Annotated in this window: 25 protein-coding genes; 6 read left to right on the forward strand and 19 right to left on the reverse strand. The window is 43.7% G+C overall.

What is annotated here, in order from left to right:
* The first annotated feature begins 163 nt into the window (after nucleotides 1–163).
* Nucleotides 164–1726: a methyl-accepting chemotaxis protein gene (locus ONZ52_RS01640; protein WP_265216892.1), complete on the forward strand. Its 1563-nt coding sequence runs from the start codon at nucleotides 164–166 to the stop codon at nucleotides 1724–1726.
* Between the two features lie 33 nt (nucleotides 1727–1759).
* On the opposite strand, the gene ONZ52_RS01645 is transcribed toward ONZ52_RS01640, so the two are convergent.
* The 7 genes from ONZ52_RS01645 to ONZ52_RS01675 all read right to left on the reverse strand — a co-directional run bounded on the left by ONZ52_RS01645 (nucleotide 1760) and on the right by ONZ52_RS01675 (nucleotide 11142).
* A complete protein-coding gene (locus tag ONZ52_RS01645; protein ID WP_265216893.1) occupies nucleotides 1760–2188 on the reverse strand; it encodes a hypothetical protein in 429 nt (142 codons plus the stop codon).
* Complete coding sequence (locus ONZ52_RS01650; protein WP_265216894.1) at nucleotides 2185–3066, reverse strand: alpha-amylase family protein; 882 nt, start codon at nucleotides 3064–3066, stop codon at nucleotides 2185–2187. The genes ONZ52_RS01645 and ONZ52_RS01650 overlap by 4 nt, the downstream gene beginning before the upstream one ends.
* A gap of 67 nt (nucleotides 3067–3133) precedes the next feature.
* The gene (locus ONZ52_RS01655; protein ID WP_265216895.1) at nucleotides 3134–3799 is read right to left on the reverse strand and encodes a GlgX family protein; all 666 of its coding nucleotides are present in this window, start codon (nucleotides 3797–3799) and stop codon (nucleotides 3134–3136) included.
* A 46-nt stretch (nucleotides 3800–3845) separates the two neighbouring features.
* Entirely contained in the window at nucleotides 3846–4328 is a 483-nt protein-coding gene (locus tag ONZ52_RS01660; RefSeq protein ID WP_265216896.1) for an alpha amylase C-terminal domain-containing protein, read from the reverse strand.
* Nucleotides 4318–6039: a 1,4-alpha-glucan branching protein GlgB gene (gene glgB, locus ONZ52_RS01665; RefSeq protein ID WP_265216897.1), complete on the reverse strand. Its 1722-nt coding sequence runs from the start codon at nucleotides 6037–6039 to the stop codon at nucleotides 4318–4320. Before glgB ends, ONZ52_RS01660 begins: the two co-directional genes overlap by 11 nt.
* Nucleotides 6040–6065: 26 nt before the next feature.
* Nucleotides 6066–9191, reverse strand: coding sequence for a phosphorylase b kinase regulatory subunit alpha/beta (locus ONZ52_RS01670; RefSeq protein WP_265216898.1), 3126 nt, complete (start codon nucleotides 9189–9191; stop codon nucleotides 6066–6068).
* 337 nt (nucleotides 9192–9528) lie between these two features.
* The gene (locus ONZ52_RS01675; RefSeq protein WP_265216899.1) at nucleotides 9529–11142 is read right to left on the reverse strand and encodes a methyl-accepting chemotaxis protein; all 1614 of its coding nucleotides are present in this window, start codon (nucleotides 11140–11142) and stop codon (nucleotides 9529–9531) included.
* Between the two features lie 238 nt (nucleotides 11143–11380).
* On the opposite strand from ONZ52_RS01675, the gene ONZ52_RS01680 reads away from it, so the two are divergent.
* The gene (locus ONZ52_RS01680; RefSeq protein ID WP_265216900.1) at nucleotides 11381–11812 is read left to right on the forward strand and encodes a YqaA family protein; all 432 of its coding nucleotides are present in this window, start codon (nucleotides 11381–11383) and stop codon (nucleotides 11810–11812) included.
* Between the two features lie 5 nt (nucleotides 11813–11817).
* Here the strand turns inward: ONZ52_RS01680 and ONZ52_RS01685 are convergent, their stop codons facing one another.
* Nucleotides 11818–11952, reverse strand: coding sequence for a hypothetical protein (locus ONZ52_RS01685; RefSeq protein WP_265216901.1), 135 nt, complete (start codon nucleotides 11950–11952; stop codon nucleotides 11818–11820).
* Here ONZ52_RS01685 and ONZ52_RS01690 point away from each other — a divergent pair.
* Nucleotides 11939–12529, forward strand: a complete 591-nt coding sequence (locus tag ONZ52_RS01690; protein ID WP_265216902.1) for an SPOR domain-containing protein — start codon at nucleotides 11939–11941, stop codon at nucleotides 12527–12529. The genes ONZ52_RS01685 and ONZ52_RS01690 overlap by 14 nt on opposite strands.
* Nucleotides 12530–12856: 327 nt before the next feature.
* Here ONZ52_RS01690 and ONZ52_RS01695 read toward each other — a convergent pair whose 3' ends face one another.
* Nucleotides 12857–14209, reverse strand: a complete 1353-nt coding sequence (locus tag ONZ52_RS01695) for a YdgA family protein (protein WP_265216903.1) — start codon at nucleotides 14207–14209, stop codon at nucleotides 12857–12859.
* 192 nt (nucleotides 14210–14401) lie between these two features.
* Here ONZ52_RS01695 and ONZ52_RS01700 point away from each other — a divergent pair, with 192 nt between their 5' ends.
* Both ONZ52_RS01700 and ONZ52_RS25175 read left to right on the forward strand, forming a co-directional pair.
* Nucleotides 14402–15028 carry a hypothetical protein gene (locus tag ONZ52_RS01700; RefSeq protein ID WP_265216904.1) on the forward strand — a complete coding sequence of 209 codons (627 nt, stop codon included), beginning with the start codon at nucleotides 14402–14404 and terminating at the stop codon, nucleotides 15026–15028.
* Between the two features lie 434 nt (nucleotides 15029–15462).
* Nucleotides 15463–15609, forward strand: a complete 147-nt coding sequence (locus ONZ52_RS25175; protein ID WP_409419848.1) for a SpvB/TcaC N-terminal domain-containing protein — start codon at nucleotides 15463–15465, stop codon at nucleotides 15607–15609.
* Here the strand turns inward: ONZ52_RS25175 and ONZ52_RS01705 are convergent.
* The 9 genes from ONZ52_RS01705 to ONZ52_RS25185 form a co-directional block, all read right to left on the reverse strand.
* Nucleotides 15560–16384, reverse strand: a complete 825-nt coding sequence (locus ONZ52_RS01705) for an RHS repeat-associated core domain-containing protein (RefSeq protein WP_265216905.1) — start codon at nucleotides 16382–16384, stop codon at nucleotides 15560–15562. The genes ONZ52_RS25175 and ONZ52_RS01705 overlap by 50 nt on opposite strands.
* 162 nt (nucleotides 16385–16546) lie before the next feature.
* Nucleotides 16547–16879 (reverse strand): hypothetical protein, encoded by a 333-nt coding sequence (locus ONZ52_RS01710; protein WP_265216906.1) that lies wholly within the window; start codon nucleotides 16877–16879, stop codon nucleotides 16547–16549.
* Nucleotides 16880–17006: 127 nt separating this feature from the next.
* Nucleotides 17007–17213: a hypothetical protein gene (locus ONZ52_RS01715; RefSeq protein WP_265216907.1), complete on the reverse strand. Its 207-nt coding sequence runs from the start codon at nucleotides 17211–17213 to the stop codon at nucleotides 17007–17009.
* A 29-nt stretch (nucleotides 17214–17242) separates the two neighbouring features.
* A complete protein-coding gene (locus ONZ52_RS01720; RefSeq protein WP_265216908.1) occupies nucleotides 17243–18742 on the reverse strand; it encodes an RHS repeat-associated core domain-containing protein in 1500 nt (499 codons plus the stop codon).
* A 163-nt stretch (nucleotides 18743–18905) separates the two neighbouring features.
* Nucleotides 18906–19238: a hypothetical protein gene (locus ONZ52_RS01725; RefSeq protein WP_265216906.1), complete on the reverse strand. Its 333-nt coding sequence runs from the start codon at nucleotides 19236–19238 to the stop codon at nucleotides 18906–18908.
* A gap of 3 nt (nucleotides 19239–19241) precedes the next feature.
* A complete protein-coding gene (locus ONZ52_RS01730) occupies nucleotides 19242–20351 on the reverse strand; it encodes an RHS repeat-associated core domain-containing protein (protein WP_265216910.1) in 1110 nt (369 codons plus the stop codon).
* A gap of 151 nt (nucleotides 20352–20502) precedes the next feature.
* On the reverse strand, nucleotides 20503–20952 hold the full coding sequence (locus tag ONZ52_RS01735; protein ID WP_265216911.1) for a hypothetical protein: 450 nt from the start codon (nucleotides 20950–20952) through the stop codon (nucleotides 20503–20505).
* A 176-nt stretch (nucleotides 20953–21128) separates the two neighbouring features.
* Nucleotides 21129–21626 carry a hypothetical protein gene (locus tag ONZ52_RS01740; protein ID WP_265216912.1) on the reverse strand — a complete coding sequence of 166 codons (498 nt, stop codon included), beginning with the start codon at nucleotides 21624–21626 and terminating at the stop codon, nucleotides 21129–21131.
* Nucleotides 21568–22062: an RHS repeat domain-containing protein gene (locus tag ONZ52_RS25185; RefSeq protein ID WP_487348999.1), complete on the reverse strand. Its 495-nt coding sequence runs from the start codon at nucleotides 22060–22062 to the stop codon at nucleotides 21568–21570. Before ONZ52_RS25185 ends, ONZ52_RS01740 begins: the two co-directional genes overlap by 59 nt.
* Here ONZ52_RS25185 and ONZ52_RS01745 point away from each other — a divergent pair.
* The gene (locus tag ONZ52_RS01745) at nucleotides 21976–22164 is read left to right on the forward strand and encodes a hypothetical protein (RefSeq protein WP_265216913.1); all 189 of its coding nucleotides are present in this window, start codon (nucleotides 21976–21978) and stop codon (nucleotides 22162–22164) included. The two genes, ONZ52_RS25185 and ONZ52_RS01745, sit on opposite strands and share 87 nt — an antisense overlap.
* Nucleotides 22165–22588: 424 nt before the next feature.
* Here the strand turns inward: ONZ52_RS01745 and ONZ52_RS01750 are convergent, their stop codons facing one another.
* The gene (locus ONZ52_RS01750) at nucleotides 22589–23713 is read right to left on the reverse strand and encodes an RHS repeat domain-containing protein (protein WP_265216914.1); all 1125 of its coding nucleotides are present in this window, start codon (nucleotides 23711–23713) and stop codon (nucleotides 22589–22591) included.
* Between the last annotated feature and the right edge of the window lie 22 nt (nucleotides 23714–23735).

A 23735-nucleotide genomic window follows, 5' to 3' on the forward strand; every position in this document is an offset into this window, starting at 1 on the left:
GTGTATGTTTTTGCCACCAATAGTTGGATCTATGGTAGGCCTTGGTTGTTTTGACTGTTTGATGAAAGTACGACTTTAGTCGTAAGCTCCTTGTTTTACGTTGATCTTTCGTAGACATCGTTCAACACTAGCAAAAAAATAATAACCGACAAAAGGGAAACAGATGCTTTATCTCCGCCTAGGTAGTACTTTAGGACTGCTCGTACTCTTTTCTTTGGGTTATGCGCAAAATGTTATTCCCTCGCCATATATTATTATCGGTTTATTGCTAAGCGGCATCTTAGGCGTTTCTTTGCTGTTGCAGAAAAAAGATCTCTCTCAAATACCCGTTGTCGCGTTAGATGCAGCCTCGTCAGCCGTGTTTTCAGACGTCAGTAAAACCGTGACTCATGCCACATCAAAAATGGCGATGGGGGCCGCCGAAGTCTCCCATTTTGTGGATACACTGAGTAAGGATATCCACTTGACTCGGGATGACAGTGAGCAAATTACACAAGCGGTTGGAACTCTCTCAGATACTGGATTAACGCTGTCGAATCATCTCGGTCAATTAGCACGTACCATGAGTGTCACCGCTAAATCCAGTCAAACTGCACAGAGTGCACTGTCACAAAGTGCAGCACAAATTAATGAACTCACACAAAAAGTGCACACTGCCAGTCAGCAGTTGGCTTTACTGACGAAAAGTGCCGATGATATTGATAGCATTACAGCGGTGATTAAAGGCGTTTCCGAACAGACTAATTTACTGGCTTTGAACGCCGCTATTGAGGCGGCACGTGCTGGTGAACAGGGCCGAGGTTTTGCGGTGGTAGCCGATGAAGTGCGCGCTTTAGCGGGGAAGAGTGCCAGTGCGTCGGAACAAATTTCAAGCTTACTGACCGATGTGCGCCGTAATAGCGAACTGACAAATCATGAAATGACGGCATTAAAAGATTTAACGGAATCTTTGTCCAGTACCTTATTGGGCGAAACAAAGCGCTTTCTTTCGCTAACGGAAGAGGTTCAGAACGCGTCCATGGTGTTGTCCGAAGTGGAACAAGCAGGGGAAGATCTAGGCACGACCAGTACTCAAATCAATGGTTCTATATCGCGTATTAGCCAGTCTTTACAAGATATTTCCCAGCGCAGTGATCGGCTTTCTAAGGAAGCCGCACATTTGAGTCAGGGGGCTGAAGTGGTCTTTAGAGAATTGGATAAAGTCGATCAGTCGTTGTTTTTCTCTGAGTTGCTTAAGGTTGGTAAGGCGTCTGCCCAGGCGATTGGGCATTTATTTGAAGAGGCTATTTCGAAAGGGGAGTTGACTGAACAAGCGGTATTCTCCACCGATTATCGCCCTATACCTGGTACTAAGCCGCAAAAGTTCAGTACGTCTTATGATGCTTTTAGTGACCGTCACTTTCCTGCTATTCAGGAAGCGGTATTAGACAATTGTAAAGAGGTGATGTTTGCAGGAGCGGTGGATGTGAAGGGGTATTTCCCCACTCACAATAAAAAGTTTAGTCAGCCATTAACCGGTGATTATGAAAAAGATTTATTGAATAACCGAACCAAGCGAATTTTTAATGATGCGACAGGCAGTCGTTGTGGCGCCCATACAGATTCGTTTTTGCTACAAACCTACAAACGGGATACTGGCGAAATATTGCATGACCTTTCCGTGCCTATTTTTGTCAATGGTAAACATTGGGGCGGTTTTCGTATGGGATTCAAACCCATATCTTAGGGAGTTTGAATCCTCTGTTTCGAATTTTGATGGTTAACGTTTAGCAACAAAAACGCCACGATAAGCGCATTGAAGAGTATTGTCTTTAATCGTGAAGCCTGGCGTTTGGTAAGCAACTTCTAGTGCATCACTTTCTGCTGGAAAAGGAACGCTAATAGGCGTATCGCTGCTGTAAAAGACGATCCAAAAATAACTAGAAAGGTCGGCAGACGTTAGCGTTAATGCGATAAAGTGACGTTCTTTATCGGCCCAATTTTCTGCGCTCATGGGTTCGCTGTGTTGGTTGAGCCAATGGATGTGATCTGACGAGGTGTGTTGATAAAGCGGGTCGTCTTCAAGACGAATTTCAGCCAATATTGGGTAGGTTTTGCGCAGTGTCATTAAGGTAGAAATGGTATGCTGAATGGCGTCTCTTGCAAGGCGTGTTTCCTCATCTATATCCTGCCAAATTTGCCATGTCATGTCGTTGTCTTGGCAGTAGGCGTTGTTGTTTCCTTGCTGAGTGTGGGAAAGCTCGTCCCCCCTAAAATATGAGGCGTACCTTGGCTTAGTAGCAGTGTCGCCATAAAGCAAAGTTGCTGGTTAAGGCGGTGTTGTTGAATATTTATGTCGTCGGTGTCACCTTCTGTACCAAAGTTTTGGCTAAGGTTGTCACTGTGCCCGTCACGGTTGTCTTCCATATTAGCAAGGTTATGGCGCTGGTGATAGGACACCAAGTCTTTCATGGTATAACCGTCATGATAGGTGATGTAGTTGACGGAAGTTAGGGCACTTTTTTGTCCTTTATGAAACAGGTCTCTTGAACCTAAAAGGCGTGTCGCAAATTCAGGTACCATGCCTTTGTCACCGCGCCAGAAACGACGTACTGTATCGCGGTATTGATCATTACATTCGAGAAAACCTCTTGGAAATTGACCAACTTGATAGCCGTTTGGGCCAATGTCCCAAGGTTCCATCACTAGACAAGTTTCGCTTAAGATAGGGTCTTGAAGAATGGCTTGCAGTAAGGGCGCTTTGGGGGTGAAATCATGATCAGTCCGGCCTAGATCAACTCCTAAATCAAAACGAAAGCCATCCACGCCCATCACGTCTACCCAATAACGCATGCTGTCGCAAATAAGACGAATGCTATTGGGATGGTAAGTGTCTATGCAGTTTCCGCATCCTGTGTAATTTAAATATTGACCCGCTTGGTGACGATAATAGCGCGCATTGTCTAGACCTCGAAAGCAAACGCTAGAGTGATCCAGCTCGCTTTCTGCTGTGTGGTTATAGACAACGTCTAGGATAACTTCAAACCCCGCTGTTCTTAAGCCATCAACCATTTGTTGAAACTCCAAAACAGCATCTTGTTTAGCGTAGGACGGTTCTGGCGCAAAAAAACTGATAGGGTTATAGCCCCAGTAATTATTGAGCCTCTAGCAACTCTAAATGGCGCTCGGTCATAAAACTGAAGCAAGGCATTAACTGAATAGTGGTGATGTTCAGGCTTTTTAAATGTTCGATACCCGCGGTGGAGATAACACCAAGGTACGTGCCTTTTATTTCATCATCAATGGGGAGGTTTTTGCTAAAGCCTTTGACATGCAGCTCGTATAAAGCACGGCTAGACGGGGTTATTTTCACTCTTGCTGGGCGGTTGTGTTTGGCTGTCACGGTACGAACAATCGATTTCGGCACACAATAAGCCGAATTGACGCTGTGTAGCTGGCCTTCTTTGTTCATTGCTGATTGATCTTCATGCCAGACAAGTTTGTGACTGAGATCTCTAGCATAGGGATCTATTAGCAGTTTATGTTCGTTATAAAGCTGTTGTTGTTCTGGATTAAACTCGCCTTTAGCACGTAAACCGTAATGTTGACCTTCTTTGAGTCCAAGCACTTCCATGTACCAAATGCCTTGATGTTTATTAATAAAAGGCAGCGGTTTTTGCTCCTTTCCATCTTGATCAAACAAACATAAATACAGCTGGCTGGCGTCTTCTGCGACCACGGCGAAATTAACGCCGTCGTCGGTTACTGTCGCACCTAGAGGAAAACAGGCGCCATTGGAAATCTGATGTGCTTGGTTCATTAATACCTCTAGATGCTGTTAGCGTTACTTTACTGAGCGTTAGTGATTAAGGTTTATCTAGCCATTTTAACAAAACGCCCGCCAGTGGAGGCACTTGCAGTTCAATGCTTTGCTCACGACCATGACTGACGATTGCTTGAGTCTGGTATGTTTTGATTTTGGCATAGCCACTGCCAGTGTAGTTCACCTCATCCGTGTCCAAGACGATCTCATAATGACCTGCTTTAGGTACGCCAATTCGATAGTTAGCATGGGGCGTTGGTGTAAAATTAATGACCGCAATAACATGCTCGTCACAGTCTTTGGCTTTACGTGCAAAAACCAGAATGCTGTTGGCGTTGTCATCATAACTGATCCATTCAAAGCCTTGGTAGGAATGATCAAACTGTAAACTTGGCTCGTTTTTATAAAGATGATTCAAGTCTTTTGATAACGTTTGCTGAGCTTTGTGGTAGTCGATCTCTAACAAATGCCAATCCAAAGAGCGTTCATGGCTCCATTCTTGACCTTGGGCGAACTCATTGCCCATGAAGTTGAGCTTTTTGCGGGTGAAAATACATGTAGGCCGAAAACGCACGTAAATTGGCAAATTTCTGCCAAGCATCGCCAGGCATTTTAGTAATCATGGAGCCTTTACCGTGGACCACTTCATCGTGAGAAATCGGTAATACAAACTGTTCGTCAAAGGCGTAAACCATACTAAAGCTAAGTTCGCCTTGATGATGCTGACGATAAATCGGATCTTTTTTTATATAAGCCAGTGAATCGTTCATCCAGCCCATATTCCATTTGAAGCCAAAGCCCAAACCATTCATATAAGTTGGCTTAGACACCCCAGGGAAAGCAGTGGATTCTTCCGCTACGGTAAAACAACGGGGATGATTCAAATACACGGTTTCGTTTAAACGGCGTAAGAAATCAATGGCTTCGTAGTTATGATTGCCGCCGTCTTTGTTGGGAATCCATTCGCCGTCTTCTCGAGAGTAGTCTAAGTACAACATAGAAGCCACGGCATCAACACGAAGGCCATCGATGTGGAATTCTTCTAGCCAATACACCGCGTTACTAATTAGGTAATTGACCACATGTTCTTTACCAAAATCATAAATCAAGGAGTTCCATTCAGGGTGCCAGCCTTTTTTGGGATCTGGGTATTCGTACTGCTTGGAGCCATCGAAGTTCGCCAACCCATGACTATCGGCAGGAAAATGCGCGGGTACCCAATCCATAATCACGCCAATGTTAGCTTGATGAAGCGCATCAACAAGGGCTTTGAATTCTTCTGGAGTGCCAAATCGTGATGTGACCGCGTACAGGCCGACAGGTTGATAGCCCCAAGATCCATCGAATGGGTATTCTGTGATGGGCAATAGTTCAACATGGGTATAGCCCATTTCAACCATATAGGGAACCAGCTGATCTTTGATCTCTAGATATGTTAGTGGTTGATTGTCACTTTTACGACGCCACGAACCTATGTGTAGTTCATAAATGCTCATGGGCTGTTCGTAGATGTCTTCGATAGGGCGTTTAACCCACGCATCGTCTTGCCATTGATGTTTGTCATCAAAACAGGTCACGCTAGCGAAAGACGGATATTGCTCAATACGTTGAGCATATGGATCACTGCGATGGGGCAAAATGTCACCGGCGTTTGAGCGGATTTCAAACTTATAACGTGCCCCATGATTAACGTCGGGAATGAATAGGCGCCATATGCCGTCGCCATTGCTAGACATTGGGTGAATGCGACCATCCCAAGCATTAAAGTCACCTACTACAGAAACCGAGCGTGCTGCTGGAGCGTAAACCGCAAAGCGTGTACCTTGAATGGCGAGTTGATCGTTGACTTTTGCATTGGCCCTAATAGCACCTTGGCTTTTGTAAAGATTCGCTTGGTGGTGATCAGGGTCTACAAAGGTCGTGTTAGGAAACTGGTACGGGTCAACCAGCGTATAAGTACTTTTGTCTTTGTAAGTGACTTCAAGACGATAATGAAAGCGGGTGCTTTCTTTTGGCCATTTGGCGTAAAACAAGCCTTTGTCTTCTGTTTCGCTCATTTTAGCCAATTCTTGGTCTGAATCTATGGCCAATACGCGAACCGATATCGCTTCGGGTTGCCACACAAGCAGTGACAAGCCTTTCTTAGAAGGGGATGATTGAAGTCCTAAACAGCCAAATGGGTCTGAACAGCGAGTGTTCAATACATCGTTAATTAGGGCATTTTTTATTAAATCCATTCACTTCTCCAGCAAGGGTGAGCGTGTTAACTCAATGAGTGTTGGTGCTGATGACTGTGAAGTTTGCTCACGGCCCAACGCAAATATTGATTGACTTTATTTGGTGTTATTTGTGCGAAATCATCCAATGCGGCTTCCGCCCAGTTATCTTCCACATGTTCGGCTTGGTGCTGTCTAGCATGATCTAGTGCTGCTTTTGAGACCAAAACAGGTAAATTGATTTCTTGTTCAAACTTACAGTTTTTATGCTGTTTACAGAACTGTATGAAGGCATATAGGCCTTCAAAAATAAGACTCTTATACCAACTTGGATGAATGTCCGACGTTAAGGTTTCAATCAGCAATGCGAAGGTGTCTTCTCCTGGCGTCATAGAGCTGAGTGCGCGTTTACAATCGAGAGCGGTGTTACTTTGTAAGTCTCCAAACACAATGGTGTTTGCATGACTTAAACTGTCCCAAAGTTGCAGTAGCATAGATTCTGGCAGCTTGGTGATCATACCCTGCTCAGAACGCCAGTCAAACCAGTCCACATCTTTCATTTTGCTTTGCGCGTCGGTACTGTTGTGGTAACGCATGTTGTTTGCCACGTGAGCAAATTCGTCATGCTTTTGTTGTAACACTTGTTTGAGGGCTTCGTAAAGCTTGCTTGGCGACACTCTGGATAAGGTTTCAAACACGGGAGCATCGTCCTCGGGATCAAATTGACGAGCACATAACATGGCTAAGTTATGAATTCGTATCGTACGAACGCCAGAGAAAAACTCAGGATGCACCTTAATCAGAGTCCCTGCAATGGCAATTAGTTCATGACAAATAACTAGACCAATAGGCGAGGATGATACATTTCTCAACATGTCGAGAATTACGTCCTGATGCAATGGTGAGCTGATATCGATCTCAGTTTCAGGCGTTTCACCAATAACGAGCAAACGCTGACGCACCGTGATATCAGCAATATAGGTAGCGAGATCCGTTGAGGGCTTTAAAATCAAAGAATACAGTTGTCGAGCACTGTGCCAGTTCTCAGAAAGTAAGGCTTGCAGATACACACTATTCAATACCTTATATGCTGTGACTGCTGGCGCTGAATTGGGGATGGTATTCATTAATGCACGACGACTGCCTAGCTCGATTAAACAGTCGATGGCTTCGTTAATATCTGGCTGTTCGGTGAAGCGAGTCAGTAAGGTGTTTGTTTCTGCCGTCTTGATCGATTGTGGATCGTAAGCTTTTGGCTTAGCGGATAACGGCCAAGGAGTATCGTGAATGGGCAGTTTTGCTCCCAACTGGTTATGGTCTAAGGTACCGATCATAATAGTACGACGGTTACCCGATTTGAATGCATTTTTGGCCGATTGCGGAATAACACGAAACTCTTCGTGTTCGCGTTTCTGTAATAAACGAATAAATTCAAATAACTCATCACTGCCATTCATGTCACTGATGGCTTCGTCAATCAGTATGCTAAAAACCGCATTGGCTTGGTAATACCAATGGTCAGCAATGTTTTTTAGTTCGTTACGAATATGAGCTTGGAACAACGCTGGATCGATTTTTCGATAATCTTTGTCTTCATTCTGAATCCAAGAAAAACACAAATAGCTTTCATTGTTGATACTGAATGCTTGCGACGTTGCTAAGCTGTTTAATGCGCGGTTTGGTCGTCCGGTTAAACCTAACGTTTCTGAGGCTCCTAAATGTCGATAAGTAGCCACTAATTGCTCAGCGCTGATCGCTTTAAGAGGCAGAATATCATCCAGCGTTTGGCATAGGCAGCCAGCATCAAGCAGTTTCTGTTTCACTTTGTCGTTTTGTGCCAAGATAACCATGGAGGTGGTGGCTTTGTTTGGTTTGTACTGGACACGATGCAAGCCTAGTGGGTCAAGATCATCTGTCTTAATGAGTTCTTCATCGAGCATTTTTCCCACTAAAAATAGACTCTGTGCCCATACTAAGGGGAGGTTATCATTGGGAACACGTTTTTGTGAGCCAGGCTTTTCTTTTTCAGCTAGAATGCTTTCTTGTGGAACGTAATAGAGTTCAGGGAGCAGCATTTGCCCATCTTTTTCGACCATTAACGATTCGAGTTTGTGGCGATAAAAGTTGGCGCTTTCCCAATCACGAGCAAATAAACGATCGATATAAAGGTAAGTAAAAAACAGCGGCCACTCAGACTCAATGTGTTCGAAATTAATCAGTTCATCGTACTCATAATATATTCTGCTTTGATCTTCTAATTCCGATTGATGTCCATCTAATAAGAAGCGTTTACAGCCATATTCACCGCCCAGTTTATTGATGATTTCTTTGCGAGTGCGTCTGACAAGCTTTTCATCGTTAACGGCAAACGCAGGAAAGCCTATGATGCTGAGAATAGCGCTGTCGACTTCTTTAGAACGTGATTCTTTTGGCAATAGAGATTGCAATACAGAGCCAGCACGGGCAACCGCATCGGCAAACGAATGCACTACCGCCCATTCAGGACCATCCTCGCCAAATAGATTTAGCCCATCCATGGCTTCCATGGCGGCTTTTGCCATTCCCACAGAGCTGGCATTAATTTCGGCTTTGCCGTTGTTTACCTTATTACCACGTTCCCAAATCCCGTAATCAGGGGTGCGGTAGGTGCGAGAAATATAGTAAATAAGGTTTTGGATGAAGTTAAATTCGTCGCGAGAAAAGATTAACTTACTGCCCGCTTTGGTCATTTGCGCCAGCATTAATAAATAAAAGCTGGTGGCATCAATTTGCAAGTGCCCCCAAGCATCATCCGCTACGGCTTCTAAGCCTGTTTTGGTATCGTATTTTGCGTGCAAGGCGTCTTTAGGATCTAGGCTGTGCTTAAAGGCTTCCACTTTGTGGGATTGACGCATCATGGCGAAAAGTAGACCGCGCATCATTTTTATACAGGCAAATTCAAGCTCGTTGGCACGTTTTTGCGGATTAGAAGCACGCTTGTACGCTAAATGTAATGCCCATACCGCCTGAATGCTGTAGACGTTATCGCGTACCCATGCGTCGGTATAATTACCGTGATTGTTAATGCTCGTGCTGGCAGGGAAGAGTCCAGTAACTGGGTGCTGACGGGATAAAATCACCGCTTGAATATGTTGATAAAGGGAATCTAGCTTATCTTGTGTATCAGACGCCATGTTTGATCCTTTGTGTTCTAGACTTGTTGCTTAATGTTTACCCTGGTTTTTATTTACCTGTAAAACCACTATACCCAAACATAATGGGACTCACCAATAAGTTAAAGTGGTAAACGCTCTTCTTTTTCACTTAATTTTTGAAAACACGCTTTTTTGCATAAAATCAGACGCCTATGCACAAAATCAGAGCATGTAATAACGGTTAAGTTTAGTTTAAGAGCGTTTTACGCTGTTTTTTATAAACAGATACACAGTTGGATGTGTTTTTTGATAGCCTAAAAATCATGCCTTTGTTTTTGCATGATTTTTAGGTTGAGTGGTTAAAGAGCGGAGAATACTAAGTGCTAAATTGATGAACTAACTGACGTAGTCGACTCGCACATTCTTGCAGATTGTTGACCGAGGTCTGAATATCGGTAGAGTTATGATTGGTTTCTTCACACACATTGGCAATGCTTTCTAGCGTTTGATGAACCATTTGAGAAGACGAATATTGACGATCCGCGGCTTGACTAATGTTACTGTTCAATTTGGAAATCGATAACACACCATTGGCGATCTCGGTAAAGGCTTGACCAGCTTGGGAGGTTTGCTCTGCACCTTGGTTTGCAGTATTGCGAGCGGATTCCATGACTTCTACTGTGGTCAGTGTTTGTTGCGTTAATTGATCAATCAGTCCACCAATCTCCGTTGCCGCCAGTTGTGAGCGTTGAGCAAGGTGACGAACTTCGTCGGCGACGACAGCGAATCCTCTGCCTTGCTCGCCGGCACGTGCGGCCTCGATAGCAGCATTGAGGGCAAGTAGGTTAGTTTGATCGGCCACTTCTGCAATAATACCCAAACGCTCGTTGATATGTGTCACGTCTTCGCGAAGTTTTTGAATCTGCTGAGCGGCATCACCGACTTCAATAGAAAGCTGTTGAATATCTTGGTTGGCTTTATTCATGACACCAAGACCTTGTTTGGAATGCTGTCCAAGCTCTTGTGTGGTTGTGTTTGCCCGTTCAGCAATGGCCAATGTGTCTTCCACAGAGGTCATGACACTCTGCATAAGTTCAGCGGCTTTGCTGGTGTTAGATAGTTGCTTTGACACGCCTTGGGCGGTTTTATTGGTCGAATTATTTGTTTGCCCTACGATGCCGTCTAGCGTTTCGCTGGAATGGCTAACGTTACGGACAATCGATTGAAAGTCATTCATCATGCTGTTAAAGGCACGAGCCATTTCTCCCATCTCATCTAAGCCGCTAAATTCAACTCGTTGTGTAAGATCACCCGAATGTTGTACTGATGTCATGGTTTTGCACAGGGAGGTGACGCGGCTGGTAACGAGATGGATAATATAAAGCGCAGTTCCACCTACTAACACCGTCAGGACGCTGACTAGAATGGCATAATCCACCAGAGCACTCAGGAAAAAACTTATCACCGCATTCATGGATGCGGTGGCAATAATAGTGATATTCCATGGGGTGAAGGTAGTGGCGCTGGCAATCATTCTATGGGCAATGCCGTCGTTGCCTTGATACTCAAACTCGATGGATTGATACGGCTGTTTGCTCGCTAAGGACGCTGTGTTGAGTGTTTCGCTAAGCGAGGAGGGGATGTTGTTACCCTTGTAGGTGACCGGTGCGTTCATCAAGGTACGATTGTTATTGTCGATAATCCACAGTTCTTGTTGATCGCCATAGGTTAAACTCGATAGTAGAGTAATACCTTGTTGTCTTGCTTGATCGGCCGTAAGCTCGCCTGACTGCTGTTTGTGATAAATTGAAGTGAGTGTTGTGTTGGCTATATCTAAAATATCTTGCGTACGATCTTTTCGAGCATCAACATGGCTATTAAATAGAGAGGTTAGTGATACGAGAATAAGTGCCGTGGTTCCCATAGACATTAGACCAATAATGGCCCACAACTTATAACGAATTTTTATATCATTGATGCGATCCAGCATGTCGCCTCCGTTTAGATGTTTGGCACTATTGAATGGAATTTATATTAATCAATCAAATCCGTCGTTATTTTTTTATCACAGAAAAAATGAATTGATTGTTTTCGTTGTGTAAAGGTTTCGCACTGTTCTTAGAGTAAATGTTTTTCTAGATCTTGCCTAGTGTGTAAAAATGAGTTGAGTCATTGTTTTTGTATTTAGGTGTTTAATTTTTCTAATAAAATAGGTAAGAGACGCGTTGTTGGATTATTTTTTTATACTGATTGTTGCTTTTTTATCTGCGACTATCTTGCCTTTGGGATCCGAAGGTCTGTTGCTCTATTATGCTAATGATACGTCATTATCGATATTTTTTTTGTGGTTTTGGGCCAGTTTAGGTAATACATTAGGGGGCGCGACAAATTGGTGGTTGGGGCATTATTTGGTGCGATATGAGCACAAAAGATGGTTTCCAGTAAGCCCTAAGGCTCGACAGAAAGCGGAATATTTTTTTAATCGATATGGTGTGTGGAGTCTGTTATTTACTTGGCTTCCTGTCGTTGGTGACGGGATTGCTTTAGTATCAGGCGTGTTGCGAACCCCTTTTCGGTATTTTTTACCTTTAGTTTTAGTTGGCAAAGCCGCACGTTATGCCTTAATTTTGTGGGGGCAACATTTAATACTGACTTTATAGAAGGGCTAGAAACTAGCCAATACACGAATGAGTTCTTTGGTGTCACCATGAGGCAAAGAGGTCGCTTCGTATTTTGGTTGGAATAATAAGTGAACACTCTCAATGACGTACATGGAGATGAGAATAATGGAAATATCCAAAAAGCTGGTCGTTATTATGGCTGGATTATCACTAGGCGCTTGTTCATCTATGGACGAAAAAAATACCTTTATGACCTATACGGATCTGCAAGATAAAGTTCGTATGCATGAAGAGCAATGGCAGGCTGTGCAGCCAAAGTTGGATCGTATTGATGAATTGGAAGCGGAAATTGCGGCGCTTAAGCAAGGTAAACCTCTTTCATCAAAGGCAACTGCTCGATCAAATAATATCGACAGTAACGGCTTGATGGCAGATGAGAACTTTATGGGCGAAAGTGTCTCTGCTATTAATGTTGCACCCGCCGTTGTCCCTGCACCTTTAATTGATTCGACTGAATCCGAGGCGAGCATGATGGCTCAAGAAGCTACGCCACTTGCTTCTTCCGGTGCAACAGCAGATGAACAGTATGGTGTTCAAGTGGCTTCTTATGGCAACCGTGACGAAGCGGTTCGTGGCTGGCGAGTACTACTAGAATCGTACCCGACGTCTTTCGATGGTTTAGTGCCATTAGTTAATCAAAAAAACGTCAATGGTCGCACTATGTATCAACTAAAAGTAGAGCACCTTCGTGAATAAATCCTATAGTGCCGATTTTTGTAGAATGCTTAAAGAAAGAGGCAGAGATTGCCTGCTGACGCAATACAATGGTGAGGTTATTCCCAATAGTTAAATAACAGGGAATAAGGAAAGATTCTGTGTTCTTTCTAAGGCAGTCTGTCCTTGTGTTGGACCGCTCTGATAACAAGTACGCTGTTGGTTTGTCTTTATTAAACGTTATTAGGTGTTTAATGGCATGGGTGGGGTGTACTAAGGCTTAAGACATGAAAAGGCGCGTCTTGTTTCTGATAATCAGAACATGAGACGCGCCTTTTTTTAAGTGGCGTGATGTGGCGTTGACCCTTATTACATTAAGGGGAAACTGAGGTCGAATACCTTGCCTTGGCCGTCTTCTACTGTGATCTCACTTTTATATTTGGCGTTCTTTAATCGAATGAGACCTTGTTGTGCTAAACCTTCAATAAACATTAGGGCTTGCTGTTTCACTTCCGGTGCGTTTATTGGCGCACGCATTTGACTGGCAATGAATCGTTCAGCAAGTTTTGTTACTAGGTTCTGATCTGCTTCGATCTCTGCTTTTACTATGGTGTTATAAAACCAAAACTCTGGTGTAATCAGTGTTTCTACTGAAGGGGTGCTGATGTCAGCTAATCGACTCGTTAGCGTTGCATTAAAGCTGCCCTCAGGAAATGTACCGCTGAATTTTGGTATGTTGAACTCTGGTTTTGCTGCTAATAATTCCCCAAGATTGTCTTGCATGAAAATAAGTAATGTTTCATACATATACTCTAAGGTAGCGTTGTTCATTGGGACATTATCAACGAAGTTTTTATAGCTAATAAAGAACTGGTTATCGAGATTGTCCAGTTTCGTCACTAAAATAAGATCGTTCGCTTTAAAGTCATCAGAGATAATTTCGCTAATAAGGTAACTGACTTCCATATGACCAAGCTGGGTTTCTTGATTTAAATTAGACCCCATCTCGATATTTAGCCCAGAGAGTTGGGTGTTAGTGCCTATACTCAGTCTCTCTAAACTGAAATCAGTCGTGCTGTCGTAAAAACCACCTTGCATAATGGTGTCTAAGCTTGCATTAAGTTCCACTGATACATTAAAACCTTCGGCCTTTAGTGGTGAATAGGTATCGTCCACATTAATGCTTTCTAGGTTTCCTTCATAGCTAAATGCCGTACTGGTCAGCTCTCCCTTGCCACTGTAACCGCTAAAGTGAAAGGTATCTTCTAAATTACTGAAGGCAGGAATGTTATCCGCGACCTTTATGTTACCCATAACACTACCGAAGACAGACAATTGATATAGTGGGCTGTTCTCATCCCAATTCAGAAAGTTTCTTTGTTCATTGCCATTAATCTTGACGGTGGTTGTATAAAGGCCAAACAGTCCTTGGCTTGAAAATAACAACGGACCATAGTGCGTATCGAGCACAAGCTCAATATCAATATTTTGCTCTTGCAGTGATGGGTTCATTTGAGCCGTGTTTAAAGTGAACAAGACTTTATTTTCAGAGCCAAACCAAGCGAAATCTGTGGAAATAATTTCGGCAGAATAGCCAGGGGTTTTATTAATGTTGTCAATCAGTTCAACGACTTTCTCTTGATGTCTTGGCGCAATAAATTTAGGGACAATTAGACAAGCAGCGACAAGTATGAAAACCAGTACAGCGAGGATCTTTTTCACTAGAAGTTCCTTTTCATTGAATGGATTTTAGGAGCGCGTATGTTACAGGCTAAGCGTTGTGAAATAAAGGATGCATTGCCATCGTAAATCCGTATTCTTTACCTAATAATCTCATTATTTTATAAAGGCTTAGTAGTAGATGATTTTTGAAGAGTATGCAGAGATAGTAAAAGCTTTCAGTGCGAAGCTTCCTTGTCATTGACGGAAACTTTTGATGCTGTTTGCGCCGCACAAGATGTTCTGATTGCCAAGATTCTTGAAAAAGGGGCAACGATTGCGGGTTGGAAAGTGGTCGATAAAGAGGGGGTGATTATTCTATCACCTATTTTTGATTTTCAACTCTTTAGTAACCTTGGTGGCAGGATTCCTCATCATGCGTTTCGCGGTACCGAACTGGAAATTGCCTTCCCACTCACTGTGCCAAGCAAAGTGAATGAAGTAAACCAGTTAGTTGCTGAGTTATTACCCCACGTGGCAGTTGAATTGATTCGTGCTGAGATTCACCCAACCAATCATTCGGCATGCGATTTTTACTTTAACTATGGTGTGTTCGTGTCCTCAAAACCAGTATCTGGTGAACTGATTTTTGAAGGAGGTGATCAGGGATATGCCTTTTCAGCGGATGTTGAGCAACTTGTTGAAGCAAAGAAAGAGGTTCTCAAAAAAGGAGTGCTTCAGTGTATACAGCGCGGCTATGGAGATAAAGACTACTTTTTTATCACCGGTACCTTAAATGGGTTAGTGCCTGCGGCTGAGTCTTTAGGGGGGAATCGAGTTATGAATCAGGATGACGCTATTATTCAATTTGAGATTGTCTAATAGCTTTATTGCGTAGGCCCTTGCGTTTCTTGGGCCTTAACATTGAGATTGAGCCCTTCTATCGGAGGACAAAATTGGGTATAGATGGCCACATATTCAGCGTTTTGCCCAAATGTATCATGTTTTGACAAGCGCCTCGTCCTAATCCATCTAGTTCTGGTGCACTCCAGTTCTGTTACACTTTACTCGGTGTGTACTGAACATTTTTGCGAATACAATCGACGATAGCACTGCATTGGTTATAAATACTGACGATAAAGGGATTTACTCGTGCTCAAGACAATGTATTTGTATGTCGTTGTTTACCTATTTTCTTTTTTTGGTTTTCTTTCTCTAGCCCATGCCGACACGCTAGTTGGCACGATTCCCGGCGAAGCGGGGGTTCCTCTTCCGGTGCGGCAACCTATGACATTCCCATCGATGTTCCGCCCGGTATTAACGGTCTTCAGCCTAATTCGGTACTGAGCTACAACAGTCAACAAGGTAATGGGCTTTTGGGTTTAGGTTGGAGGCTTTCAGGAATTTCTGAAATCACTCGTTGTGCAGCCAACAGTGTGGCTCAAAGCCATTTGGGTCGGTAAATCTTAGTGGATTATTCCACACATAGCTGTAGCGGTTGTAGCTTTGTAAGTAAGTTAGATCGCTGAGTACCGGATCTGCACTGACGAAGCGTGCGGTCTCAGGATCATACACGCGTCCGTTCATGTGGATCAAGCCGACGTTGTCGAGGTGTTCGTGTCCGGTGAAGCCGCGTGGTGTTACAAAACTCGCCAAGTTAAAAGGTGTCAACGATTGAGCTTCAGGCACAGGCAAGTCCAGTCGTTTGCCCCAAGGATCGTAGAACAGGCGTTTGACGGTGCCGCTGTCGCTCACGGTGGCAATGAGGCTGCCAAGGTGGTCGCGTAGGGTGTAGTGGATGGTTTCGTTGTGGTTGTCTACTTTGTCGACGATGGCGACGTCACCGATTTGAATGCGGTGGTAGATGCGATTGCCACGGATTTCTTTTTCGTAGCCGCCGATGTAGTAAACGGTTTTTGGGACGGTGCCTGTGGTCACTTGTTTGTAGCGTTGTCGGTCTGGCCCATAGGAGAAGGTGCTGGTTTCACCATTTTGTTGGATGTAGGTGGGTTTGTCGAAGCTGTTGTAGGTGAGGCTTCGGTTGTCGCCACTGAGTAGGTTGCCATTTTGGTCGTAGCAGTAAGCGCCTTTGCCAGTGATGCTGCTGACGGCATGAGGGCCGGTTTGACGGCCACATTGGGTCTGGTTATAGGTGTATGTCCCCACGTCACTTTTTTGGGTGATATTGCCCAGAGCGTTGTAGTTGAGGGAGACGGTGCCATAGTTGTTGCCTGCCACTGTTGTGGTGGTACTTTTGAGGCGGCTTAAGCATCCGATTCATTAATCGAGTGGGCAGTGTCTTTGTTCAGCTTTTTTGAGCTAAGAAAAAGCCAATCACTTCATATAATTGGCTTTACTGGCAGGTAATCTACTAGTTTTACTCGTTCCAATCTAGTTTTTTCAAGTAATAGAAAAAAAGAATGATGTCCAAATCAAAGTAATAGCTACTGATAAAAAGAAGAGCTGATAGAAATTATAAGTTATTGCTCCCCATATAGAAGCAGAGCCAAAAACAGCTTGAAGCATTAATGTTACTAAAAAGAGCCTATCTGACTTTGCAAAATACAAGACATCTTTTCTTAAAATCATAACAGTGGCACAGAGACCAAAAAGTATTATTTGAATATTTAAAAGAAATAATCCAGATATTAAAAAATTTATCCCTACAAGCCCGCCCCCCCATAAGGGAGTCCCATAGGCAAGTCCCCATTTATCATTGTATATATTTTTCATAAATTAATTACTATCTCTCTCTTCATTTTTAGCCGCTTCGTTCATTAAGAATCCCTGTACTTGGCTCATTGCATCAATAATTCAGCAAGCAGCATATTAAAAAGCCCGCGAATTGCGGGCTTGTAAATTATTCATCGATATCTTGTTCATCGAGAATAGACCTGAGCTGCTGCACTAAAACGCCTACTCGCTCTTTGCTGTAACCAAGCCTTGTCTCAAAGGCATGAATATCAACTCCATAACAAATTTCCCTCATACCAGCCATGAGAATCAATATTTCCTCATGGCTAATTTCACACGTTAATTTAATACCGTTATTATCAACAACTTTCATACGATTTCTCCTAAATAAATTTCTAAGCGTTAGGGGTATGGCGTTGAACGGCTTGGCAACGAATTAATATACTCACTCCAATTAGCAGGCTGAAAAGCTGTACTTTCACCTGAACCTGAATTTCGAATAACTACCGTACTTGATGATTCTTGGAGATAAACAGTACGTCCATCTTTGTAATAGCGCATCCCACTCGGGTTACTAAGTACATCTTCAACATGGTTTTGAAATTGCTGCCTTATTCTGATGCCTGGAAATTCACCTTGCTTCAAAACGTGTTTTTCAAAAGCATGCCCATTCGCTATTTCTTGAGCTGTTAACTGTCTATTTAAATTTGCGCCACTCGCCGCACTACTAGCCCCTCTGTTTGCAACCCCAGAACGAAATAGCGAAGCTACCAACCGATAAAGTCCAGATACTACTGCTCTTGTCGGTACAGTTCCATATACTGCTTGGAGATCTGTTAATGGTAGAATCTTAACATGAGAAGCTAAATTCCTTACCTCGTCATTCTCCTTATAACTTGTATGTCGATTACTTGCATCGTAAAGCGTATTCCCTGAGCTGTCTTTAATAACAGTCTGGTTCTTATCTCCCTTCGTTACTTCTACTTTATGCTCTTTATCCCATTTCTTATTTTCTTTCGAGTGATCTTTATCGTGATCCCATCGATTATTGTCATGGTCGTAGTTCGGATGCGAGTCGTAACCATCGGTTCCCGTGCCGTGGGACTCAAACCCACTCGGGTCCGTCATTCTTAATGGATTATTCCACACATAGCTGTAGCGGTTGTAGCTTTGTAAGTAAGTTGGATCGCTGAGTACCGGATCTGCACTGACGAAGCGTGCGGTCTCAGGATCATACACGCGTCCGTTCATGTGGATCAAGCCGACGTTGTCGAGGTGTTCGTGTCCGGTGAAGCCGCGTGGTGTTACAAAACTCGCCAAGTTAAAAGGTGTCAACGATTGAGCTTCAGGCACAGGCAAGTCCAGTCGTTTGCCCCAAGGATCGTAGAACAGGCGTTTGACGGTGCCGCTGTCGCTCACGGTGGCAATGAGGCTGCCAAGGTGGTCGCGTAGGGTGTAGTGGATGGTTTCGTTGTGGTTGTCTACTTTGTCGACGATGGCGACGTCACCGATTTGAATGCGGTGGTAGATGCGATTGCCACGGATTTCTTTTTCGTAGCCGCCGATGTAGTAAACGGTTTTTGGGACGGTGCCTGTGGTCACTTGTTTGTAGCGTTGTCGGTCTGGCCCATAGGAGAAGGTGCTGGTTTCACCATTTTGTTGGATGTAGGTGGGTTTGTCGAAGCTGTTGTAGGTGAGGCTTCGGTTGTCGCCACTGAGTAGGTTGCCATTTTGGTCGTAGCAGTAAGCGCCTTTGCCAGTGATGCTGCTGACGGCATGAGGGCCGGTTTGACGGCCACATTGGGTCTGGTTATAGGTGTATGTCCCCACGTCACTTTTTTGGGTGATATTGCCCAGAGCGTTGTAGTTGAGGGAGACGGTGCCATAGTTGTTGCCTGCCACTGTTGTGGTGGTACTTTTGAGGCGGCTTAAGCATCCGATTCATTAATCGAGTGGGCAGTGTCTTTGTTCAGCTTTTTTTGAGCTAAGAAAAAGCCAATCACTTCATATAATTGGCTTTACTGGCAGGTAATCTACTAGTTTTACTCGTTCCAATCTAGTTTTTTCAAGTAATAGAAAAAAAGAATGATGTCCAAATCAAAGTAATAGCTACTGATAAAAAGAAGAGCTGATAGAAATTATAAGTTATTGCTCCCCATATAGAAGCAGAGCCAAAAACAGCTTGAAGCATTAATGTTACTAAAAAGAGCCTATCTGACTTTGCAAAATACAAGACATCTTTTCTTAAAATCATAACAGTGGCACAGAGACCAAAAAGTATTATTTGAATATTTAAAAGAAATAATCCAGATATTAAAAAATTTATCCCTACAAGCCCGCCCCCCCATAAGGGAGTCCCATAGGCAAGTCCCCATTTATCATTGTATATATTTTTCATAAATTAATTACTATCTCTCTCTTCATTTTTAGCCGCTTCGTTCATTAGAAGCCCCTGTACTTGACTCGTAGCGTCTATCACAACCCTTGCAGGCTGTCTAGCTATTCCGTGAAGCATATTAGGTAATATGTCACCAGCAATTTTGTAACTAGTAGATAAAGCTGCACCAGCTGTTGACGTTAGATTAAAATTTTTCCCATTAACAGCTATATCAACACCTACAGCAAATATACCAGCAATAATAGCAACGTTAGCAAGAGCACCAGCAACCGGAACAAAACCTGTTAGTAAAGCGGCTGTTGCTGCATATGATGCATATCTAGAAACCGTAGATAATAAATTAGAAGCCCTTTGGGCCAGAGCTGCATTCCGCTGAGCCTCAACTGCTGCTTGTGTCGCAGCAGCTTGTGAATACCCACTGTTATCCCCTCGATTTCTTCGATCATTGTCATCATTATACCGAGGGGCTGATACGGTCATTTCCAGTGTAACACTGCCATCAGCCTCCTTGGTTGCGCTGCTACCCGAGCCAGATTTGTTATTACTCGACCCTGAGTTATTGTCTCTGTCACTTTCACGACCAAATCTAGAATCCGATTCATTATTGTCATCGGGGTTTCCTGTATGCTCTGCGTCCACCATTCTAAAACCACTAGGGGCTGTGTATCGTAGTGGGTTGTTTACAGTATAAGAGTAACGGTTATAACTTTGCAGATTTTTTGGGGAGGGAATTAAAGGATCCGCGCTAACGAAGCGTGCAATTTCAGGATCATACACGCGTCCGTTCATGTGGATCAAGCCGACGTTGTCGAGGTGTTCGTGTCCCGTGAAGCCGCGTGGCGTTAAAAAGGTCGCTAGATTAAAGAGCGTGAGCGGTTGGGCATCTGGTACAGGTAAGTCCAGTCGTTTACCCCAAGGATCATAGAACAGGCGCTTGATGGTGCCTGTGTCGCTGACGGTGGCAATGAGACTACCAAGTTGATCTCGCAGGGTGTAATTAATGGTTTCGGGGTTGTCGTCCACTTTTTCTACAATGGCAGAATCACCGATTTGAATGCGGTGATAGATACGATTACCACGGATTTCTTTTTCATAGCCGCCGATGTAATACACCGTCTTTTTGATCTCGCCGGTGGTGATTTGGTCTTTGATAGGGGTTGTTGTTTGTGTAGTGGGTTGAGTCAGTTTTTGAACTCAAAAAAGCCAATCACCTAATATAACTGGCTTTGAGGGGGAATGAATATTATTTTAAGATTAGGCTTAATCAGTCGGCGACCAATTCAACAACTACATTCTGGAAATTGACATCGTCAGATCCATCACTACACCGCAATCTGATCTGATGGTCTGATTCTGAAATATCCATTCCGGCATTTCCCACCCAAGCTTGAGTCACACCGTTAACTTCCCATACATTCCATACCTTTAACTTGGTGTTCTTTTTGGGTATGCATCGTAGTTGTACTACATCTGGACTGGTGTCTTCCCACAGTACGATATTCGAAAGTTTTTCGCCGTTTACTTCTATAACACCTTTATCTATTTTTATTTGTATCCCCTGCTTCAGTCTAGATTGAGTGCTAACCCACTTCACGGTTATTTGCTTTTCCTTCTCTAATTCCAAAATATAGATCGGGTATACATTTCTACCTTCAATCTCTACAGGCTGGCCCATTGTGCTTTGAAATTTCTCAGATAGTGTTTTATTGGTCATTTCTTAGTATCCTGGTCTTCTAAAAGGATCAACAGCAGCATGGTCTTGGGGCCAGCGAGGAATAAAATCTTTACCCCCATCTCTAAAAGGAATTGGCTCATGACTCAACTCCATAGATTCAATGCCTCCTTTATCAGCGTTGTATCTTTGTGGTGCCCTTCCTTTAGCCATTCTCTCTACGTTTTCTGCCCCATATTTGTTCGCTGCGCTTGGCATCGCAGACTCGTTTTTTTCCAGAATCGGGTCCTGACAGTTGTCCAAGATGGTTGATTGCCTTTTGTAGTTAAATTGTATATATCGTCGCCTAATTTCCACCCCCTGTTTGCACCCCCAGAAAAAAGCCCAGATGAAACTGCCCTTGCTGGAAATAACCCCAGTATCGACACGGTTCCTAACCCCGACTCAGGGGGGATAGGATTTTCCAATGCCCACTGATCCCACTCCTTTTGCTGCTCAATTTTCCTCGCTCGCTCCCCTGCATCGTAAAGCGTATTCCCTGAGTTGTCTTTAATAACCGTCTGGTTCTTATCTCCCTTCGTTACTTCTACTTTATGCTCTTTATCCCATTTCTTATTTTCTTTCGAGTGATCTTTATCGTGATCCCATCGATTATTGTCATGGTCGTAGTTCGGATGCGAGTCGTAACCATCGGTTCCCGTGCCGTGTGACTTCAAACCCACTCGGGTCGGTAAATCTTAGCGGATTATTCCATACATAGCTGTAGCGGTTGTAGCTTTGTAAGTAAGTGGGCGCGGAGATCATCGGATCCGCACTGACGAATCTTGCGATCTCTGGATCATACACACGTCCGTTCATGTGGATCAAGCCGACGTTGTCGAGGTGTTCGTGTCCGGTGAAGCCTCGAGGTGTCAAAAAGTTGGCGAGGTTAAAAGGTGTCAGGGATTGAGCTTCGGGTACAGGGAGATCGAGTCGTTTGCCCCATGGGTCGTAGAACAAGCGTTTGATGGCGCCACTCTCGCTGACGGTGGCGATCAGGCTGCCGAGGTGGTCCCGTAGGGTGTAGTGAATGGTTTCGTTGTGGTTGTCTACTTTATCGACGATGGCGACGTCACCGATTTGAATGCGGTGGTAGATGTGCTTGTCACGGATTTCTTTTTCGTAGCCGCCGATGTAGTAAATGGTTTTTGGAATGACGCCGGTGGTGGTTTGGCTTTTGATAGGGGTTGTTGTTGGTGTGGCGGATTGGGTTAGTTTTTTGAACTAAAAAAAGCCAATCACTTGATATGACTGGCTTTGAAAGACAAGGGTCTAGTTAACTTTTAGTCGTTCCAATTTAGTTTTTTAAACAAATAGAAACTAAAAAACAATGTCCAAATAAGAGTAATAGCATTTGACACTAGAAAAGGCTGGTAATCATTTTTAGAAATTCCAATTCCAATTAGAATAGATCCTATAACAATTTGAAACAATAACGTCACTAAAAAAAAACGATCAAACTTAGAAAAATAAAAGATATCCTTTCTTAATAAGACGACTGTCATGCAGATACCAATAATAATTAATTTTATATTAAATAAAAACAGTCCTGCTATTAGAAGATTTAGCCCTAAAAGTCCTGTTACCCATAAGGGAGCTGCATATGCGAGTCCCCATTTATCATTGTATATATTCTTCATCAATATTGGTCTCTCTCTTCATTTTTAGCCGCTTCATTCATTAAGTGCACCTGCACTTGGCTCATTGCATCAATTGTGATTCTTGCTGGCATTTGAGCCATTCCTGGTAGCATATTAGGTAATTTGTCCCCTACAAATTTGTAACCACTAGACAGAGCTGCTCCCATCACTGCCGTTTCATTAGGATTCTCCGTAAAGAAAGTATCTATAAGTACAGCAGACCAACCTGTAGCTAAAGAAACAACACCAAAAAAAGTGGCTGCTGTAACTCCAGCAGGCCCTACAAACAGTGAAACCGTTGCGGCATAGGATGCATACCTAGAAACTGTAGATAAGTAATTAGAAGCCTGTTGAGCCAGAGCATTCTGTCTAGCCGCTTGTGCTGCTGCTTGTGAATACCCACTGTTATCCCCTCGATTTCTTCGATCATTGTCATCATTATACCGAGGGGCTGATACGGTCATTTCAGATAGTGTGACACTACCATCAGCCTGTTTGGTGGAACCGCTACTCGAGCCAGATTTATTATTACTCGACCCTGAGTTATTGTCACGATCATTACCATCCCGATCATTATCTCTATGGTGATCGTGCTGATCACGATCTCGTGATGCAGCATCAGTATCACCTCGTACATTATAGTAGCCACTCGGATCCGTGTATCTAAGCGGGTTGTTCCCAGTATAAGAATAACGGTTATAGCTTTGCAGATTTTTTGGGGAGGGAATTAAAGGATCCGCGCTGACGAATCGTGCGATCTCTGGATCATACACACGTCCGTTCATGTGGATCAAGCCAACGTTGTCTAGGTGTTCGTGTCCGGTGAAGCCTCGAGGTGTCAAAAAGTTGGCGAGGTTAAAAGGTGTCAACGATTGCGCTTCAGGCACAGGGAGATCGAGTCGTTTGCCCCAAGGATCATAGAACAGGCGTTTGATGGCGCCACTCTCGCTGACGGTGGCGATCAGGCTGCCGAGGTGGTCCCGTAGGGTGTAGTTTATGGTTTCGTTGTGGTTGTCTACTTTGTCGACGATGGCGACGTCACCGATTTGGATGCGGTGGTAGATGCGATTGCCACGGATTTCTTTTTCGTAGCCGCCGATGTAATACACCGTCTTTTTGATCACGCCGGTGGTGATTTGGTCTTTG

The sequence above is a fragment of the Marinomonas rhodophyticola genome (genome assembly GCF_026113935.1).
Lineage (GTDB): Bacteria > Pseudomonadota > Gammaproteobacteria > Pseudomonadales > Marinomonadaceae > Marinomonas > Marinomonas rhodophyticola.

Bases quoted from the DNA above. Each gene is read 5' to 3' on its own strand.
- ONZ52_RS01640 (WP_265216892.1), top strand. From the start codon at position 164: ATGCTTTATCTCCGCCTAGGTAGTACTTTAGGACTGCTCGTACTCTTT.
- ONZ52_RS01645 (WP_265216893.1), bottom strand. From the start codon at position 2,188: ATGACATGGCAAATTTGGCAGGATATAGATGAGGAAACACGCCTTGCA.
- ONZ52_RS01655 (WP_265216895.1), bottom strand. From the start codon at position 3,799: ATGAACCAAGCACATCAGATTTCCAATGGCGCCTGTTTTCCTCTAGGT.
- ONZ52_RS01660 (WP_265216896.1), bottom strand. From the start codon at position 4,328: ATGGGCAATGAGTTCGCCCAAGGTCAAGAATGGAGCCATGAACGCTCT.
- glgB (WP_265216897.1), bottom strand. From the start codon at position 6,039: ATGGATTTAATAAAAAATGCCCTAATTAACGATGTATTGAACACTCGC.
- ONZ52_RS01670 (WP_265216898.1), bottom strand. From the start codon at position 9,191: ATGGCGTCTGATACACAAGATAAGCTAGATTCCCTTTATCAACATATT.
- ONZ52_RS01675 (WP_265216899.1), bottom strand. From the start codon at position 11,142: ATGCTGGATCGCATCAATGATATAAAAATTCGTTATAAGTTGTGGGCC.
- ONZ52_RS01690 (WP_265216902.1), top strand. From the start codon at position 11,939: ATGGAAATATCCAAAAAGCTGGTCGTTATTATGGCTGGATTATCACTA.
- ONZ52_RS01710 (WP_265216906.1), bottom strand. From the start codon at position 16,879: ATGAAAAATATATACAATGATAAATGGGGACTTGCCTATGGGACTCCC.
- ONZ52_RS01715 (WP_265216907.1), bottom strand. From the start codon at position 17,213: ATGAAAGTTGTTGATAATAACGGTATTAAATTAACGTGTGAAATTAGC.
- ONZ52_RS01725 (WP_265216906.1), bottom strand. From the start codon at position 19,238: ATGAAAAATATATACAATGATAAATGGGGACTTGCCTATGGGACTCCC.
- ONZ52_RS01735 (WP_265216911.1), bottom strand. From the start codon at position 20,952: ATGACCAATAAAACACTATCTGAGAAATTTCAAAGCACAATGGGCCAG.